Origin of the sequence: Methylocystis echinoides, assembly GCF_040687965.1 — a bacterium.
In the GTDB taxonomy this organism is placed as follows: Bacteria; Pseudomonadota; Alphaproteobacteria; order Rhizobiales; family Beijerinckiaceae; genus Methylocystis; species Methylocystis echinoides_A.
In genome coordinates, this window is sequence record NZ_CP156084.1 from 2,505,036 (window position 1) to 2,521,207 (window position 16,172).

Sequence of the window (16,172 nt, forward strand, 5' to 3'; positions counted from 1 at the left end):
TGCAAGGAAACGAGAGGCTGCTAAATGAATCCCTTGACGCAACTCGACCAGCTCCGCCGCCAGATGGCCGAAGAACTAACCCAGATTCCGCAATATCGCGCTCTGAAAGCCACGGAGCGTTTCATTGCGGATCTTTCCGCAATCTACGAAGGACCGAGCGAGGCGCACGCGCCCAGAAGCGACGAGCCCAATCGTAAAATCGCGCAGGCGATCGAAAACCACCTGAAAGGCGAAGCGAGCGCGGCGTCGATCGTCAAGAATGGCAGCTATCTGCCGGTCCACCGCGTCGCCTGAACACTGTGCGCGCGGCCGGTGAAGGCCGCGCGCCAGTCAGTGTTGCATCTCGTCGCGTGGTATGAACGCAAAGCTTTTTACCAGCGTCTCCTTAATAACATTCTTGCCGGTGCGCTTATTCACATTGGCGGTGATGCGGCTCGTCAAGACGGCGAGATCGGTCTTCTGCATCTGTGTAAAGTCGATTTTGTTTTCGGCATAGATCAGACGAAACGCTTCATCCATGAAGTAATTTTCGGGATCGATTTCTCCGTGGCCTTCGGCCTTCGGCCCGAGCACGCTGAATTCGGCGGAAATATAGCCTTTCAAGACCCCGTCCGCGATGATCGGCACAGTCAACGGCCTGATCCTGCGGCTCTCAAGCTTTTCCTCATGTGCCGGCTGTGGGGCTGCGACAGGGCGGGATCGCCACGCCGCTGCGCCATAGGCGGCCCCGAGAGTGACGGCGCGGGCCCATACGCCAACAATCAGCGCTTGCTTCATCTCGGCTTCACTCCCCGCGAGCGGATCGAATATGTTCCGTCCGACTCGCTTTCGCGAATATGGTGGACGATCAGGTTGGTGATCTCCTGCGTCGCCTGCAGGCGGCGCTCGAGAAGCTGCGCATTCTCCGCCAAAAGCCTTTGCAGATCCCTTATTCGGCCGGAAGCGCGTCGCACGGCGTCAGGAGGGGCGGTTCTCGAGACCTGCAAGAATTCCAGCAGCGCATGCGTCTTGCGCTGATTGAGCGCGTCGAAGTCAAGGCGCTTGCCCTCCTTTAGAACGCCCGTTTCCACTCTGATGATGTCCTGCAGTCGTCCGATACAGAGGCTGAACGCATCCTCGGGCGCGCCTGCGCTCTCGTTGGGCTGACGTCTATCATCATTGGTGAGCCGCGGTAGCGTCATGTCGCTCGTCAAATGGGCTTCGAAAGCGGGCTGTTCTCGGCTTCGATGAGCTTGCGCAGTCCAGCGACATCGGCGCGGGCAAGCTGATAACTGATCTGCTCGGCCATCATCGAACGCCAGATGTCGGCGCCCGCCTCCGTTCCATAGGCGCCGCCGCCGGATTTCGGCAGAATGTTTTCCAGCCATCCCTGGAGGAGAAACGCCTCGAATTTTTGCGTGGGGGAAAGCGTCTCCAAGCGCCCGCCAAGGCGCGGCGCGCCGATGTCGTTGGTCGCAACAGATCTTGTCGACGTCGCGTGGGGCGCCGCGGGAGGCGGGAGCGCGAACGCATGGCCGACGCCGAAAGCCTTTTGGCCCCCGATATCCTCGAGCCGCTTCGTTGCGATTCTGAGCTTCTCCGGGTCAGCGGCGCGCGCTACGTCGGTTATGATGTCGGTTGCAGGGAAAATGGACATCGCCTTCTCCTTCGCTAGCCGCTATCCTATTAATGACGCCTTACTCTACACTGACGTCGACGTCGCCGCGTATTGCGGCGGAGCGAAGCAGCGCCTCGGCTTCTTCTCTCTGCGCGCGCTCAGTGGCTTCCTTGTGCAGTTTTCCCGTCAGTTTTGCGCGCCGTCCATAGTCTCTCGCGCGCGCCTGGGCGTCGGCGAGCGCCGCCTCCGCTTCGCGGCGCGCTTTTGCAAGTTCAGCGATGTGAGGGAGGATCAGAGAGGGTTCGAGGCGATCGAGAGAGTCGAAAGCGGCGGCCTCCCTCGCCTGGACAGCGGCAAGCTCTCGCTCCGCCGCCGACAGGCGCATTTGCTGCAAGCGCCACAGCTTGTCGCCGATGCTCTTGGCGCGGGCGAGACGGTCCTTTCGATTCTGCACTTTCACCCCTTGATCAGCCAGGCGCCGTAATGGGAGACGAACGCCGAGAAGAAATCCCAGTCGAAAACGAAGAGCGCCGAAACTCCCAGAAAGATCGCCAGCGGACCGGAGACGAAATATATCTGCAGCTGGGGAGTGAGGCGCGCGAGAAGGCCGAGCGCGACATTGACGACGAGGCCAAATAGCAGGAAAGGACTGCAAATTCTTAACGCCAGCAAGTGAGATTCCGTCAGGATACGCGACAGCTCCTCGAGAAAGGCGCCGGCGCTCGGCGTCGAGAACAAGGGCGTCGTGTCGTAGGAAAGGTACAGCGCTCGAATGAGCTCGAGATGAAGATCCGCACAGAAGACGAGCAGGAGGGCGCCAAGAATTACGAAGGAGGAAAGGCTCGGCGTCGGCTCCTGCTCCGTGAGCGCGGTCCCGAAGATGTTGCCGAGGCCGATCGTCATGGCGACCGTGGTGGAGAGCGTCTCCAAGGCGAAGAAATAGTAGCGCGCGAGCAAGCCGAGCGTGACGCCGACGCCAAGCTCTGCGAGGATCGTCGCCAGCAGGCGTTGCGGACCAATTTCCACGAAGGCAGACTGATGTCGCTCGAGAAGCGGCGGGGCGAGGGCGAGCGTCGCCGCAATAGCCATGTAAAGGCGGAACTGCACGGGGACGCGTTCGCTCGAAAATCCCGGCGCGGTCATGAGGCAACCAGCGACGCGACAGAACAGGATGAAAATTGGATAGACGGGAACTGCAAGATCGATCACGAAATCGCCCCGACGGACTTTACCTGCACGCCGCCGCCGACCTCCATGTGCGACAAGACCGCCTGTGAGGGGAACGGCCGGCTCAGCAAGAGGCGGACATAGGGCCTGGCTTCGGGCGTCGTGAGAACGATGAAGGACTCGCCTCTCTCCATGCGCTCGCGAATGGCGGCCCCGGCTTCCTGCGAAAATTTTTCGATTTGCGCCGGATCAGCGTCAAAGCCGATTATTTCTCCTTTGGCGTCGCGCTTCATTCTTTCATGAAAAAACAGATCCCAGCGTGGTCCGAGGCGCAGGACGCAAAGCACCCCTTCGACCGCGAGGTCGCTGCAAATCTGCGAACCTAGCCGCACGCGCACATGCTCGACGATCGCCTCGGCCCGCCGGGCAAAGGGCGCAATTTCGGCTATGGCTTCGAGGATCAATTCGAGATTGCGAATAGAAACGCGCTCGGCCAATAAAAGCTTCAATACGCTTTGCAGCGTCGACTGTGTGATCAGGCTCGGCGCCATATCGTCGACCAGCTTGCGATATTCCGGCTCGAGCCGCTCTATGAGCGCGCGCATGTCCTTATAGGTCAAGAGCTGCGCCAGGTTATTGCGCAAGGTTTCGGAAACGTGCGTCAGCAGGGCGGAGACGGGATCAATCGGCATATAGCCCAGTCGTCGGGCCTCTTCGATCATCGCGTCCGGAATCCACATGGCGCGCATGCCGAAGGCGGGATCGGTGGTTTCTTCCCCGGCAAGGTCCGGCGCCGAACCGCGCCCGAGAATGACGAGTTGACGCTTGAGCTGCAATTCGTTGGTGGCGACCAAGGCTCCCTGGATTCTGATCTGATAATGTTTTGGACGCACGTCGAGGTCATCCGACAATTTTATGTCCGGAAAGACGAAGCCGTAGTCGCGAGCGAAATTGCGGCGCATGCGTAGCACGCGTTGTCCTAGTTCCGCCTGATAAGGCAGCAGCCCCGCCCAGAGCTGCTTGCCGAGCAGCAGTTCAACCGGGGCGATGCGGAGGAGATCGCGCGCCGATTCCTTCGCGTCCTGCTTGGCCTGCCGTTCGAGCGACCGCTCGGTTTCATCCTTGAGAAGACGCGCCTTCTCGGCCTGTTTGGGAATGAGGTAAGCGACAAAGGCCATGACCCCGCCGAGCGCGCCAAACGGCGCAAGGGGAAGGCCGGGGATAAGAGCGAGAATGAACATCAGCGAAGCGGCGACAAAAAGCGCGCGCGGATACATGCCGAGCTGGCGCAAGATATTCTGCTCGGCGGAGCCCCTCGTGCCGCCTTTCGAGACGAGGAGGCCGGCGGAAAGCGAGACAATCAGCGCGGGGATTTGCGAGACGAGACCATCGCCGACCGACAGCTTAGTGTAAACATCCGCCGCCGACGCGAGGGTCATGCCATGGCGCGTGACGCCAATGATGATTCCGCCGAAAACATTCACGGCGAGAATGATGAGGCCAGCGATTGCGTCGCCTCGGACGAATTTCGACGCGCCGTCCATCGAGCCAAAGAAGGCGCTTTCCTCTTCGAGTTCACGGCGACACAGCTGCGCTTCACGTTCGTCGATGAGACCCGCCGAGAGATCGGCGTCGATCGCCATCTGCTTGCCGGGAATGGCGTCCAGCGTGAAACGCGCGCCCACTTCCGCGATACGCGTGGCGCCCTTGGTGATCACCAGAAAATTCACGGTGACGATGATCGCAAAGACGGTGAGGCCGATCACGAAATCGCCGCTCATCACCAGCCTGGAAAACCCGCTGATGATGTAGCCCGCGGCCGTTGCGCCCTCCGACCCGTGCGAAAGGATCAGGCGCGTGGTCGCAATGTTGAGCGACAGACGCAAAATCGTCGCGACGAGAAGAACGGTTGGAAAAGAGGAGAAATCGAGTGGCTTTTGAATCCAGAGCGCCACCATCAGGATCAGCACTGAAAGGCCGATCGAGAAGGCGAGCCCCGCGTCGAGCAGGAAGGCGGGAATCGGGAGAAAAAATACGCAGAGGATGAAGACGATCGACATGGCGAAGCCAATGTCTTTCGAACTTCCCTCTGCCTGCTTGGGCCTGCTGGCGCCAGCGACATCCGTCATTCAATGCGCTCCATCGCGCGACGGCTCAATAGCCCTTCTCGACCTTCGAATAGGCGAACTGAGCGAGCACGTTGATTTGTGAACCCACAAACGGGGCTGCGAAGCCGAGGACCGCGATCATGGCCACGATCTTGGGCACGAAGGTTAAGGTCATCTCCTGAACCTGCGTGAGGGCTTGGAAAAGCGCGACGACGATTCCCACGGCCATGGCGGCGCCCACCAAGGGGCCGGAGACCATCAAAATCGTCACGAGAGTACGATGAATGATTTCGAGTGCGTCCGCTTCATTCATTGCTAGGAGATCGTCACGCCTGGCTGAAGAGGCAGCTGACCGCCGCTTGTAAGATTGACGGCCATTCCGTTTGCAGCGAGCGTGACGGAAGCTACCTTACCGGTCACGGAGCCGTCCGCGGATGTGACCACGCGTCCGATGAGAGCGGCGCCTTGGGTAAGGGAGGACTGCTGGGAAAGGGACGTAAGCAAATCATTGGTCTTGACCGCCTGCTCCAGCGAGGAAAACGTGGCGAGCTGGGTGACGGTCTGCGTTGGATCGACTGGCTTTGTCGGATCCTGATGCTTCAGCTCCGTCACGAGAAGCTGGAGGAACGTCTTGTAGTCTCCGAACGCCTTGGTTGCGTCCTTGCTTACCGAGGAGCTGGATGCGGCGGTCGCCGCCTGGACAGGGGAAACGGTCATATGTGGATCCTTAAGCGACTTCGCGAGCGTTTTCCGCCTCCGCCGTCGTTGTGAGCTGTTCTTCGATGGGAAAAAGCCCGCGAACGACTTTGAGCGCGTCAAACATTCTTTTGTCCTCTATGTGCCGGACGGCCGCTCTCAATCCTTCCATAATTCGAGGGTCGAGCGCGTTGCTGCTGAGAGAGACGAACATCTCCCGACAAAGCTGCAGGGCAGCTTCACAGTCGTTCGGCGACATAAGCATCGCCTGGATGACGAAGTAGAGCCGCTTGAGCGGCGTGGTCGCGCTCTCGGCCTGCATGACATGGTTCTCGAGCAGAAAAGTCACGTCGTTGAGAAGTTCCAGACATACTTTTCGGTCGACTCTGAGGACCGCCCCATTGATGAAGATGCGTTCGCCACGGCGAAGGGAGATGTTCATGTTAAGTCAGTCCGTCGGCGATGAGCTTGTTGACGTCGATGAGCCCGTCGAAGTTGACCGACTCGCCGCGATCGATCAGATCGGTCTCGCGGCGGACCCAGAATCCGATGGAAATGAGCGAAGCGCGAAGATCGTGCGGGAGGCCGTTCTCGTCGTTCGAAAGATCCGAGATGAAGATTGACCATAATCGACGCACGAAATCCGTCGCCTCGAACGCCTCAGGCGAGAGGGCTCCCTTCGATTTTGCGGCGGTCAGCTTTAAGACGGCCTTTTCGAGCGCCTCCTTCTCTCGCGCCCGAGCGGTCTGCGACGACTCGCTTGCCATTTGCACGTAGCGTTGCTGATACATTGCGCGCCGCCTCACAGATATTTGGTGAGGCTGAGCTGGTTAATACGAGCAGTGAGCGTATAGGCGGTCTCGATCCTGGTCATCAGGTTATTCACCCTGGTGGTTGCTTCGGTGGGATCAACGGCTTCGAGATCCTGCAGCTGTGCGTCAAAATAGTCTTTCTGAGTCGCCATCGTATCGCTCGCGTTCTTGACTGTATTTTGCATCACGCCGACCCGCGCTCGGGTCTTCATCAAATCTCGAATCCCCGAGTCCAGCGTATCCATCGCTGTTTCAACCAGAACATTATAAGCGTCATTGCTCAGCTGCTGCGCGCCGATGTCGCTCAACATGGCGTATGCCGACGCGATTTTTCGCATGGCTGGTTCATTTGCGCTGATCGACGCGTCAGTGCTCACGGAGAGCCCGATCTGGCTGTGGAGCACTACGTCGGACGCCGAGGACCAGTCGCTCTTCCACCCTGCATCGGAAAACAGCGCATCGAACGGGCCGGACAGAAAGCTTTGCATCTGCGCTGATGTAATCGACGCCACGGCTGGATCGGACTGGGTAAAGCCAAAAGTTGCGGAGAAGGCGGCGTCCAACGCGAGTTTGGCCGCAGACGGAGGAACGGCGACGTAATTCGCGATCGGCTCTTGGTCGGTGCTGACCCCGCCGAAAAGAAAGCCGTCAGCATTAGAGCTGTTGAGTTTGCCGATGAAGGTCGTCAGCGATTGGCTTGCCTGGGTGATGATCGCAGCGCGTTCCCCGCCGGTGGTCCGCGTCACGACGAGCGAGGATCGCATTTGTTGTGCGTCTGAAAGCAGGGCCGAAAGCGCCGCCTGCGTCGTATCGAGCCGCGTCGACACAACTCTGTTGGACCCAAGGGTCGCTTCCAGGGCGTCATGGATGTCGTTGATGGCGTAACTTTCGCTTGCGCGAACGCCAAGCGCAATGGCGAGGTCGGCGTGACGGCCGGTGGTTATTTCCTTTTGGCCTCTGGCCAGCTGGCTCTGTAGAAGGGCGACGGTCTGCCTAAGGGAGGCTGTGATGGAATAAGTAGAGGTCTTGAGCAGCATGGTCGCCTCAGGAGCGAAGCGCCGAGAACAGCGCGGTGAACATGGCGTTAACGGCTTCGAGCAGCTTGGCTGAGGCCTGGTATGAATTTTCGAGCGCGAGCATTTGCGACATCTGATCGTCGAGATTGACGCCGGTTGCGTTGGAGAGGGCCTGCGTGGTCTGGGAGACGACAGCTTCGTAATAGGTCGTCGTGCTTTCCAACTGCTGGCGTTTTCCCGCGATCCAGCCATTGGAGTCGGTTGCAAGCGCTTCAACGGAACCCGAGGGGCCCAGGCCCGCCGCAGGATCGAAGTTCTGGTTCTCCGACGGGGCATTGACGAGCTCGATGAGCCGATTGGCGTAGCCGGGCGCGCCGGTCGTATTGTAGACATAGGCTGGATTTCCCGAGGCGCCGCCGTCACGCAGCCTCGCAAGATCGCCCCCCTGAATCGGATCGACGTTTGCATTAAGGACGATCTGACCAGCCAGTCCGGGAAGGAGCGTTGCGGCGGGGGATTGGGTTGCGCCCGGATAAGTGAAAAGGCCCGGAAGATCCGGCCCGCCGCCGCCGCTTTGGTCCCTTTCGGCGAAGGCGACCACGAGACCACGCGCAATTTCGTCCAGCTGGCTTTGATAGAGAGGCGCAATTTCGTCGCGAATCTGAGCCATTCCCACGATCGAGCCGGAACGCAAGGCCAGGGGAGCTCCGGCGCCCGTCACCTGTACCCCGTCGACATAGACCGCCGCGCCATTGGCGCTGGGGGTCAATGTGGGAGTTGGCTGGAAAGTCAATTTGCGGGGCGTCGTCTCGAAGAGGGTGACGCCGCTATCGGTGTAAATCACCACGTCGTTATTCGGGCGGCTCACGGCCGTGACGCCGATTCGCTTGGAGATCTCCGTCAGCAAGGCGTCGCGACGGTCGAGGATGTCTGTCACGTCGGCGCCGGCCGCCGTGCCCTCGACGACGTCCGTATTGTAAGTCGCGAACTTCTCGAGAAGCGAGTTGACCTCCGAGACCGCCGAGGCGATCCCTTCGTCCGCCGTGAATCTCTCCTTCTGCGTGGCGGCGGTCGCGTCATTGAGGGCCGCGACGACGTTCCGAGCGGCGGAAATCGCGAGTTCCGCGGCGGTTTCGTTCTGGGGCGTTGCGCTATACGCTTGTAGCGCGCTTTTCAGCTTTGATATAACCGTGGAAGCGGAACGGCTGTTCGACGAATCCGAGAGGTTGAGCGCCTGATCGATCCGCGAGAGCGCATCCGAGACGGCGGTCGCCGCCTCCTCATGAGCGCTCGCCGAAAGGAGATTGCGAAACAGCGCGACGTTGGTCGCGCGTCCGACGCCGAGGAACTCGACGCCAGCCTCATCGGAGGCGAGAAGGGCGTGCTTCACGTTGACGCCGGTCACGCCGGCTCCCGCGATATTGCGGGAGGTCACGTTGATCTGGTTCGAGACGACGCCGAGCGACCGCAAGGCGATCGCACCGGCCGAGCTGAGAGACATCGCGCCGCTCCGTTACTTGATGTTGTTCAGGACCTGCAAGATCTCTGATGTGGTTTGGAAGCTCTGCGTGTTCGCCGTGTAGCACCGCTGGGCGATGATCATCGCCGAAAGCTCGGTTGCAAGATCGACGGCGGAGGATTCCAGGGATGAGGCGACGATGGTGCCGCGGCCGCCGGCGCCCGGGGACGAAACGGAAATTTCGCCCGAGTCGCGATTGGGCACATAGACGTTGCCGGTGAAATTGAAGAGCTCGGTCGGGGCGCGGACCTCGGCCAGGGGAATCGTGTAAGCGGAGACCAACTGCCCGTTATCGAGCTGATAGCTCAATACGCCGTCCGACCCCACGTTCACGAGACGCACCGCGCCGGCTGCGTTGCCGTTGCTATTCACATAATTCACGACAAACGGAGCGCCGAGCTGGGTCGTGTTGCTCAGATCCACGGTGATTGTGCTCGCGCCAGTCGGCGTGATCGTTGCGGTCCCGCCTGTCAGGATCGAACCGTTGGCCGGATCGAAGGTGAGCGTCTGCGTGAGTAGCGCGGGGTTCGCGTACGGGAAGCCGCCGCTTGTCGCATCGGCGGCGTCATAGATCGACATTTCCCATGTTTCGGCGGCGGTCTTTGCAAAGTAGACGTTGAGGACCTTGGCGGCGCCGACGTTGTCGTAGATCGTCAAAGACGATTTGGCTGTAAAGGTAGACGTGGCCGCATTGGCCGATGGCAGATCCGCGGCCGCGACGATCGCGGAAGTGGCCGGCAGATTGGCGGAGAGGACCGCCGAGGTTGAGGGAGCGGAGTAGAGTCGGTCGTTATGAATTCGTACGACCTGCAGATTGCTCAAGGCGTCCGGCTGTGTGCCGGTAGGCGCCGCCATCAAATAGTATCCTGCGGTGTTGACGAGCCGGCCCTGCGAATCTGGCGCGAAAGACCCCGCGCGAGTAAGAAAGACGCCGCCGGCGGAGTCCGATACGACAAAGAAGCCTTTGCCGCGTATGGCGAGGTCCGAGGCGTTGCCCGTCGTGGCGATTGTCGCTTGCGACGACACGTCGTAACGGCTGCGCGTTGTCACGCCGCCGCCAAATTGATTGGCGTCCTGATAGCCGTTGAGGACTGTTAGGAACTGCGTCGTCGCGCGCTTGTAGCCAGTCGTGCTGACGTTGGCGATGTTCTCGGACAGATTCGAAAGCGCATTCGATTGCGCTGACATGCCCATGATGGAGGTGTTGAAGAGTCCAAAAATCGTCATCGCGTCGGTCCGAGAGAGTAACCCGGTGGAATTAAACGCCGAGCGGCTTGTCTGAAGCTTTCAGGCTGGCGACTCGCGGCGTTGTCCGCGTCCCTGCGGCGGATTAAGACTGCGCTTCCGCCCGTTGCAAAGGAGCGACGCCATGTTTGACGAATTTGCGCCCCATGGCGTCCGCCGCCAGCTGGCGGCCGCGCCACGCCCCGGCAAGCAGGGATTTCCCCTTGGAGCGGCGTCAAATTTGGTCGCCGCCGAACGGCGGCAGGACAGGCGGCGCGGCGTGCGCCTCAATTGGGGGAAGGCGCTCGACGCTTCGGATCGTTTTTTGTGTGAATGTCTTGTCGTCAATCGTTCGCGCGGCGGCGCGCGCGTCCGACTGGCCCGCAGGATCGGTTTGCCTTTGAGGTTTCATTTCTTCGACGACGCCGAAAAGGCGCTCTATGACGCCCGAGTCGTCTGGCGCCAGGGCGATCTCGTCGGTTGCCGTTTGGCGCTGTCGCCGTTGCGCAACAAGCAGGAAGTCGTGAAGCGTATGAGCGGCCGCTACTACGCGGTGTAATAATTTTTTACGCCTCGCCGCCGACGAAATAGCGAAGGCGGCGTTGGGCGGCCCATATTGCGGCGCTATTGGCGCTCGCGGCGAAGGAATTCGCATCGAAGGGCGCGCGGTGGTCTTCAGCTGCGCGGGCGAGCAGGCCGGCGGCGATGGACAGCAGGACGGTCGTCGACGCCTTCACGAAAACTGCGTCGTCGGCGCCGGCCTCGCGGGCCTCGCTGCGAATGCGCGCGACGAGGCTGCGCACCTCGTAGTCGAGCACTTCGAGGTCCTGGCGAAGCGGCTTGTCGAGCTTTTGGCATTCTTCAATGGACATGACGGTCATTCGGGCGCCTTTTCCGATACTCATGCTGGCCTCTCCGATACGCGGATTGCGCCGGCGACTTTCCGCGCCGCCTCTAAACAAACGCTTGCCAGGTTGAACGCCTCGCAGGGCTGCGCAAGCCCTGCGCAATTTTAGGCTCATCTTACCGGCAGGATGCAGCCGGCGCGCTGCATTTGCGCCGCGAGCGCCAGGGCGTCGCCCTTTAATCGCGCGACCTCGGGCGCCGCATCCTCATCGAAGAGCGTGGCCATGAGCGTCGGCGCGCCAAAGGTCCGGATGCGATCGTCGTGGTAATGCTTGTCCTGGACCAGTTCGGAGAAAATGAGGGCGCGCGTCGTCTTCGCATGCATCCGCGCAAGGTCCCGGCAACTCGCCTGCGCATAGGCGCCGGGTTCGATGAGCTCCGGGGCGATTTCGTCGTGCCGCTTCGCGCAGGCCGCGAGGCACAAGAGGATGCAGAGCGTGATTGGCGCGCGCGTGGTTTCGAACATTCTTCCTCCGCCCAGGAGCGGGTCTCCGGCCGTTTCAGTCTTGAGCAAAGAGGCTGGCGCGAGGCCTTCGGGTCCGCCGCGACATCGTGGCCGCCTCCCGGCGCTTTTCCGGTCGTGAGCCTGTGGCGTATAAGGACCTGTCGTTATCGGGCGCCGGCAGGGGCCGGGTTGCGCCCGGCCGGTTTTTTCACCGCGGAAACAGATTTGGCCAAGACGCGGCGCACCGGTACGGGCATACTGTCGACACGTCCGATCGGTTTGAAAAAGGGACAGGAAAGAGCATGACGATCAGCCGCGACGAAGAGCCCACGGTCAAGGGGCGGAAGGTCCCGCCGAAGACCGAGGGAGGTTCGGAGCGCAAGGCCAAAGCGGCCCGAAAGGGGACCCGGAAATCCACGGAGAAGGCTCAAACGCCGTCTGTGGCGCCGCCGGCGACAGGGAATGCGGAAAAGCCGCCGGCCCCGAAATCGCGGGCGGCCAAGGCTGCGCCAACGGTGCTCGCGCCCCCGATTCCGACCCCGCTCACGGCCGTCGATTTCGAGGCCATGGCGGAGAACATGGCCCAACTTGTCGATCAGGGTCGCAAGGCGCTGGCGGCGGCGATCGGCAATGTCGAAGCCGGCGGGCCGCGCAGCGAGCTTGCCGCCAATGTCGCCGACGCCACCAAGACCCTCGGCGTCGTCGCCGAATACTGGCTCGCGAAGCCGGAGCGTGCGGCGGTTGCGCAGGCGGAGCTCTACGGCGGCCTGAGCGAGATCTGGCGCCAGACCATGCGCCGTTACACGGGCGAAGACGTGCCGCCGGTCGTGACGCCGGAGCCGGGGGACAAGCGATTCGACTCGCCCGAATGGGAGCAGAACCCGTTCTTTGATTGGCTGCGTCAGTCGTACCTCTACGCGTCGCGCTGGGCCGGCGAGATGGTGGAGAAGGCCGAGGGGGTCGACCCTCATACGCGCGCCAAGGCGGCCTTTTACACGCGGCTGATCTCGAGCGCGGTGTCGCCGTCGAATTTCGTGCCGACCAATCCGGAACTCCTTCGCGCCACGATCGAGAACAAGGGCGAAAATCTCATCCGCGGCATGACAATGCTGGCCGAGGACATCAGCGCCGGCGGCGGCATGCTGAAGATTCGCCAGAGCGACGACACGAAATTCCGCCTCGGCGTCGATCTCGCGACGACGCCGGGCAAGGTCGTCTGGCGCAACGACGTGATGGAGCTCATCCAATATGCGCCGACGACCCAGGAGGTTTATGCGCGCCCGCTGCTCATCACGCCGCCGTGGATCAACAAGTTCTATGTGCTGGACCTCAATGCGGAGAAAAGCTTCGTGCGCTGGGCGGTGGAGCAGGGCTTCACCGTCTTCATCATCTCCTGGATCAACCCCGACGAGAGCAAGGCCGAGAAGGGCTTCGAGGCTTATATGCACGAAGGCGTGCTCACCGCGCTCGACGTCATCGAAAAGGCGACAGGAGAGCGGAAGGTCGCGGCGGCAGGTTATTGCGTCGGCGGCACGCTGCTGGCGCTGACGCTCGCCTATATGGCCGCCAAGGGCGACGACCGCATCGACAGCGTCACCTTCTTTGCGACGCAAGTCGACTTCAGCGAGGCGGGCGACCTCCAGATCCTGATCGACGAGGCGCGGCTCGCGGCGCTCGACGAGGCGATGGCGAAGACCGGCTATCTCGAAGGCGTGAAGATGGCGAACGCCTTCAACATGCTGCGCCCAAATGAGCTGATCTGGACCTATGTGGTGAATAATTACATGAAGGGCGTCGAACCCGCGGCTTTCGATCTGCTCTATTGGAACTCGGATTCGACGCGCATTCCCCGCGCCAATCACTCCTTCTACATGCGCAGCTGCTATCTCGAGAACCGGCTGGCGCGGGGCGAGATGGTGATCGACGGCGTGCGTCTCAATCTGCGCCAGGTGAAGATCCCCGTCTATGAGATCGCCACCAGGGAAGACCATATCGCGCCCGCGCGCTCGGTGTTTCGGGGGGCGAAGTTCTTCGGCGGCGAAGTGACCTATGTGCTCGGCGGCTCGGGCCATATCGCGGGCATCATCAATCCGCCCTCGAGGGGCAAGTATAACTATCTGACCGGCGGCCCCGCGAAGGGAAGCTTCGACCAATGGGTCGCGACCGCCAAGGAGACCAAAGGCTCCTGGTGGCCGCATTGGCTGCTGTGGATTACTGCGCAAGCGCCGCGCAAGGTTCCTGCGCGGCAGCCCGGCGGCGGCAAGCTCACGCCGCTTTGCGACGCGCCGGGGGAATATGTGCGGGTGAAGGGCTAGGTGGCGTGGCCGCGGGCCGCATAGGCGACGAGCGCAGCCATGCGCTCCACCTCGAGCGGATCGTAATCCATCGGCAGGTCTTCGGGCGGCACGTCGGAGTCGCTCGCGCGCGTCTCCATGCCGTCGTCGCCGAAATAATATCTCGCCCCCGTGGGGGTGAAAGTGACGACCCATTCGCCGTCCTTACGCTCCACGCGAAAGTCGTCGGTCTGCGGGGCGCTCAGTTTGGACGCGGTCATGGTCCCATCTCCCGTGATCGAGGGGATTTAGAGCGCTCCCCGCAGCGGTGAACTCCGGACCCCGGAATTCCCCGCCATCGCCTAAGGGCTCGACGATCGTCGCCCCTGCGGCAAACGTAAACGCAACCGTTAATTTTTCATAAAGCGCGCGGCGTAAGTTAATGCTTCGTTAACCATCTGCAGGCATTAAGGAAAACTCAATTAATTGAACGAGTTCGCCGTGACGCAGACTGCCTCCCGCCACATCCGCTTTCGGGGCCGTTCCTACCCGACACTCGCGCTTGAACTCGAGGCCCCGCTCGCCGACTGGATGGCCCGGCTCGACGCCTATCTCGCCTGCTCGCCCGCCTTCTTTGCGAAGAAGCCCATCGTCATCGACGTGGCCAGGCTCGAACTCGATCGCAGCAGCCTCGTCCAGCTTCTGCAAGAGCTTACCCAGCGGGGCATCAGGATTTTGGGAATCGCCGGCGTCGATCCGAGCTGGGCTGCGGATGATCTTCCGCCGATTCTGACCGGCGGACGCGCGGCGTCGGCGCCGGATGGGGACGAGCCCAAGAAAAAAGCTGAGCTGACGGTTGAAGAGCGCGCCGCCTTCGAGCAGATCGCCGGCGCGCTCGCCGCGTCCCGCGATCCGACCGAAGGTCAGGAGAAGCCGGCCGCCGCGACTCCCGATCAAGGCCCCGTGACGCCGCTCGTCGTCGATGCGCCGGTGCGTTCGGGCCAAACCATTTTCCATCCGCAGGGCGACGTGATCGTCATCGGCTCGGTAAGTTCCGGCGCCGACGTGATCGCCGGCGGGTCGATCCATGTTTACGGAACCTTGCGCGGGCGGGCGATGGCTGGCGCCTATGGCGAGATGAGCGCGCGTATTTTCTGCCGCCGTCTCGAGGCCGAACTGCTCGCGGTCGGAGGCGTCTACCTTACCGCCGACGAAATCGACAAAGACATGTTGAGCCAGAACGTTCAGATCTGGCTCGACTCGGAAGACGTGAAAGTTGCGCGGCTGGATTGAGAGAGGATAATTGAAATGACCAAAGTCGTGGTGGTCACCTCGGGTAAGGGCGGCGTCGGAAAGACGACGTCAACCGCTGCGCTCGGCGCGGCGCTCGCCCAGCAGGGCAAGAAGGTCGCCGTCGTCGATTTCGACGTCGGACTGCGAAATCTGGATCTCGTCATGGGCGCCGAGCGGCGCGTGGTCTATGACCTGATCAATGTCGCCCAGGGCGATGCGAAACTGCAGCAGGCGCTCATTCGCGACAAGCGTTTGCCCAATCTGTTCCTCCTGCCGGCGTCGCAGACGCGCGACAAGGACGCGCTCACTGAAGACGGCGTGCGCGCCGTGATCGGCGAGCTGCGCGACAAATTCGACTGGGTGCTCTGCGACAGCCCCGCTGGGATCGAGCGGGGCGCGACGCTCGCCATGCGATTTGCCGATGTCGCGATCGTCGTCGCCAATCCCGAGGTTTCCTCGGTGCGCGATTCGGATCGCATCATCGGCCTCCTCGACGCCAAGACCGAGCAGGCGGAGAAAGGCGGGCGCATCGAGAAGCATCTCCTGCTCACCCGTTATGACGCGGGCCGCGCGGGTCGGGGCGAAATGCTGAGCATCGATGACGTTCTCGAGATTCTGTCCATTCCCTTGATCGGCATCGTGCCGGAAAGCGAAGACGTGTTGCGCGCGTCCAACATGGGCTCCCCCGTCGTTCTGCATAATTCGAGCAGCGCTCCCGCCCGGGCCTATGGCGACGCGGCCCAAAGGCTCTGCGGCGCGGACCTGCCCATGAATATCCCAAGCGACAGGAAGGGCATTCTTGGGCGCCTGTTCGGCAGGAGGGCTGCATGAATTTGTTTCGTATCTTCAATCGCGGCGGCACCGCGCCCGTTGCGCGCGAGCGTTTGCAGATCCTGCTCGCGCATGAGCGCACCGCCGCGAGCAAACAGGACCTTCTCGCGATCCTCCATAAGGAAGTGCTCGCGGCCATCTCCAAACATGTCGCGGTCGAGCCGGACAAGGTCGAGGTGAAAGTCCATCGCAGAGACGAGATGTCGGTCCTCGAAATCGGGATCGAGATCGACGGAGAAGCGATGACGATCCCGGCGGCCCTCGCAGACGACAGGGCCGCCTGAT

At 61.7% G+C, this 16,172-nt stretch carries 22 protein-coding genes; 6 read left to right on the forward strand and 16 right to left on the reverse strand.

The window, feature by feature from the left end:
- Positions 1 to 24: 24 nt before the first annotated feature.
- Positions 25 to 294: a hypothetical protein gene (locus tag RVU70_RS12225; RefSeq protein WP_363346629.1), complete on the forward strand. Its 270-nt coding sequence runs from the start codon at positions 25 to 27 to the stop codon at positions 292 to 294.
- Positions 295 to 330: 36 nt separating this feature from the next.
- Here RVU70_RS12225 and RVU70_RS12230 read toward each other — a convergent pair whose 3' ends face one another.
- Genes RVU70_RS12230 through RVU70_RS12290 form a run of 13 tightly spaced genes read right to left on the reverse strand, consistent with a single transcriptional unit; the run spans position 331 to position 10,142 of the window.
- Complete coding sequence (locus tag RVU70_RS12230) at positions 331 to 777, reverse strand: flagellar basal body-associated protein FliL (protein ID WP_363346631.1); 447 nt, start codon at positions 775 to 777, stop codon at positions 331 to 333.
- A complete protein-coding gene (locus tag RVU70_RS12235) occupies positions 774 to 1,181 on the reverse strand; it encodes a hypothetical protein (RefSeq protein ID WP_363346633.1) in 408 nt (135 codons plus the stop codon). Before RVU70_RS12235 ends, RVU70_RS12230 begins: the two co-directional genes overlap by 4 nt.
- A gap of 8 nt (positions 1,182 to 1,189) precedes the next feature.
- Entirely contained in the window at positions 1,190 to 1,636 is a 447-nt protein-coding gene (locus tag RVU70_RS12240; RefSeq protein WP_363346635.1) for a hypothetical protein, read from the reverse strand.
- A 40-nt stretch (positions 1,637 to 1,676) separates the two neighbouring features.
- Positions 1,677 to 2,051, reverse strand: a complete 375-nt coding sequence (locus tag RVU70_RS12245; protein WP_363346637.1) for a hypothetical protein — start codon at positions 2,049 to 2,051, stop codon at positions 1,677 to 1,679.
- Between the two features lie 2 nt (positions 2,052 to 2,053).
- Positions 2,054 to 2,806, reverse strand: coding sequence for a flagellar biosynthetic protein FliR (locus RVU70_RS12250; RefSeq protein WP_363346639.1), 753 nt, complete (start codon positions 2,804 to 2,806; stop codon positions 2,054 to 2,056).
- Positions 2,803 to 4,893, reverse strand: a complete 2,091-nt coding sequence (gene flhA / locus RVU70_RS12255; protein WP_363346641.1) for a flagellar biosynthesis protein FlhA — start codon at positions 4,891 to 4,893, stop codon at positions 2,803 to 2,805. Before flhA ends, RVU70_RS12250 begins: the two co-directional genes overlap by 4 nt.
- 25 nt (positions 4,894 to 4,918) lie before the next feature.
- A complete protein-coding gene (locus RVU70_RS12260) occupies positions 4,919 to 5,185 on the reverse strand; it encodes a flagellar biosynthetic protein FliQ (RefSeq protein WP_363346643.1) in 267 nt (88 codons plus the stop codon).
- A gap of 2 nt (positions 5,186 to 5,187) precedes the next feature.
- Positions 5,188 to 5,589, reverse strand: coding sequence for a flagellar hook assembly protein FlgD (gene flgD / locus RVU70_RS12265; RefSeq protein ID WP_363346645.1), 402 nt, complete (start codon positions 5,587 to 5,589; stop codon positions 5,188 to 5,190).
- A gap of 10 nt (positions 5,590 to 5,599) precedes the next feature.
- Positions 5,600 to 6,010 carry a flagellar biosynthesis repressor FlbT gene (gene flbT, locus RVU70_RS12270; RefSeq protein ID WP_363346647.1) on the reverse strand — a complete coding sequence of 137 codons (411 nt, stop codon included), beginning with the start codon at positions 6,008 to 6,010 and terminating at the stop codon, positions 5,600 to 5,602.
- 1 nt (position 6,011) lies between these two features.
- A complete protein-coding gene (flaF, locus tag RVU70_RS12275; RefSeq protein WP_363346649.1) occupies positions 6,012 to 6,359 on the reverse strand; it encodes a flagellar biosynthesis regulator FlaF in 348 nt (115 codons plus the stop codon).
- Positions 6,360 to 6,370: 11 nt separating this feature from the next.
- Positions 6,371 to 7,417 (reverse strand): flagellar hook-associated family protein, encoded by a 1,047-nt coding sequence (locus tag RVU70_RS12280; RefSeq protein ID WP_363346651.1) that lies wholly within the window; start codon positions 7,415 to 7,417, stop codon positions 6,371 to 6,373.
- A 7-nt stretch (positions 7,418 to 7,424) separates the two neighbouring features.
- On the reverse strand, positions 7,425 to 8,897 hold the full coding sequence (gene flgK, locus RVU70_RS12285) for a flagellar hook-associated protein FlgK (protein WP_363346653.1): 1,473 nt from the start codon (positions 8,895 to 8,897) through the stop codon (positions 7,425 to 7,427).
- A 12-nt stretch (positions 8,898 to 8,909) separates the two neighbouring features.
- Positions 8,910 to 10,142 carry a flagellar hook protein FlgE gene (locus RVU70_RS12290; protein WP_363346655.1) on the reverse strand — a complete coding sequence of 411 codons (1,233 nt, stop codon included), beginning with the start codon at positions 10,140 to 10,142 and terminating at the stop codon, positions 8,910 to 8,912.
- A 142-nt stretch (positions 10,143 to 10,284) separates the two neighbouring features.
- Between RVU70_RS12290 and RVU70_RS12295 the strand changes: the two genes are divergently transcribed.
- On the forward strand, positions 10,285 to 10,698 hold the full coding sequence (locus RVU70_RS12295; protein ID WP_363346657.1) for a PilZ domain-containing protein: 414 nt from the start codon (positions 10,285 to 10,287) through the stop codon (positions 10,696 to 10,698).
- A 7-nt stretch (positions 10,699 to 10,705) separates the two neighbouring features.
- Here the strand turns inward: RVU70_RS12295 and RVU70_RS12300 are convergent, their stop codons facing one another.
- Positions 10,706 to 11,044 carry a hypothetical protein gene (locus tag RVU70_RS12300; RefSeq protein WP_363346659.1) on the reverse strand — a complete coding sequence of 113 codons (339 nt, stop codon included), beginning with the start codon at positions 11,042 to 11,044 and terminating at the stop codon, positions 10,706 to 10,708.
- 113 nt (positions 11,045 to 11,157) lie between these two features.
- Positions 11,158 to 11,511 (reverse strand): hypothetical protein, encoded by a 354-nt coding sequence (locus RVU70_RS12305; protein ID WP_363346661.1) that lies wholly within the window; start codon positions 11,509 to 11,511, stop codon positions 11,158 to 11,160.
- Positions 11,512 to 11,792: 281 nt separating this feature from the next.
- On the opposite strand from RVU70_RS12305, the gene phaC reads away from it, so the two are divergent.
- Entirely contained in the window at positions 11,793 to 13,805 is a 2,013-nt protein-coding gene (gene phaC, locus RVU70_RS12310) for a class I poly(R)-hydroxyalkanoic acid synthase (RefSeq protein ID WP_363346663.1), read from the forward strand.
- Here the strand turns inward: phaC and RVU70_RS12315 are convergent.
- Complete coding sequence (locus tag RVU70_RS12315) at positions 13,802 to 14,044, reverse strand: hypothetical protein (protein ID WP_363346665.1); 243 nt, start codon at positions 14,042 to 14,044, stop codon at positions 13,802 to 13,804. The two genes, phaC and RVU70_RS12315, sit on opposite strands and share 4 nt — an antisense overlap.
- Before the next feature lie 205 nt (positions 14,045 to 14,249).
- Between RVU70_RS12315 and minC the strand changes: the two genes are divergently transcribed.
- The 3 genes from minC to minE are packed head-to-tail and all read left to right on the forward strand — an operon-like array spanning position 14,250 to position 16,171.
- A complete protein-coding gene (gene minC, locus RVU70_RS12320; protein ID WP_363346667.1) occupies positions 14,250 to 15,056 on the forward strand; it encodes a septum site-determining protein MinC in 807 nt (268 codons plus the stop codon).
- A 15-nt stretch (positions 15,057 to 15,071) separates the two neighbouring features.
- On the forward strand, positions 15,072 to 15,887 hold the full coding sequence (minD, locus tag RVU70_RS12325; protein WP_363346669.1) for a septum site-determining protein MinD: 816 nt from the start codon (positions 15,072 to 15,074) through the stop codon (positions 15,885 to 15,887).
- Positions 15,884 to 16,171: a cell division topological specificity factor MinE gene (minE, locus tag RVU70_RS12330; RefSeq protein ID WP_363346671.1), complete on the forward strand. Its 288-nt coding sequence runs from the start codon at positions 15,884 to 15,886 to the stop codon at positions 16,169 to 16,171. Before minD ends, minE begins: the two co-directional genes overlap by 4 nt.
- Position 16,172: the final 1 nt, after the last annotated feature.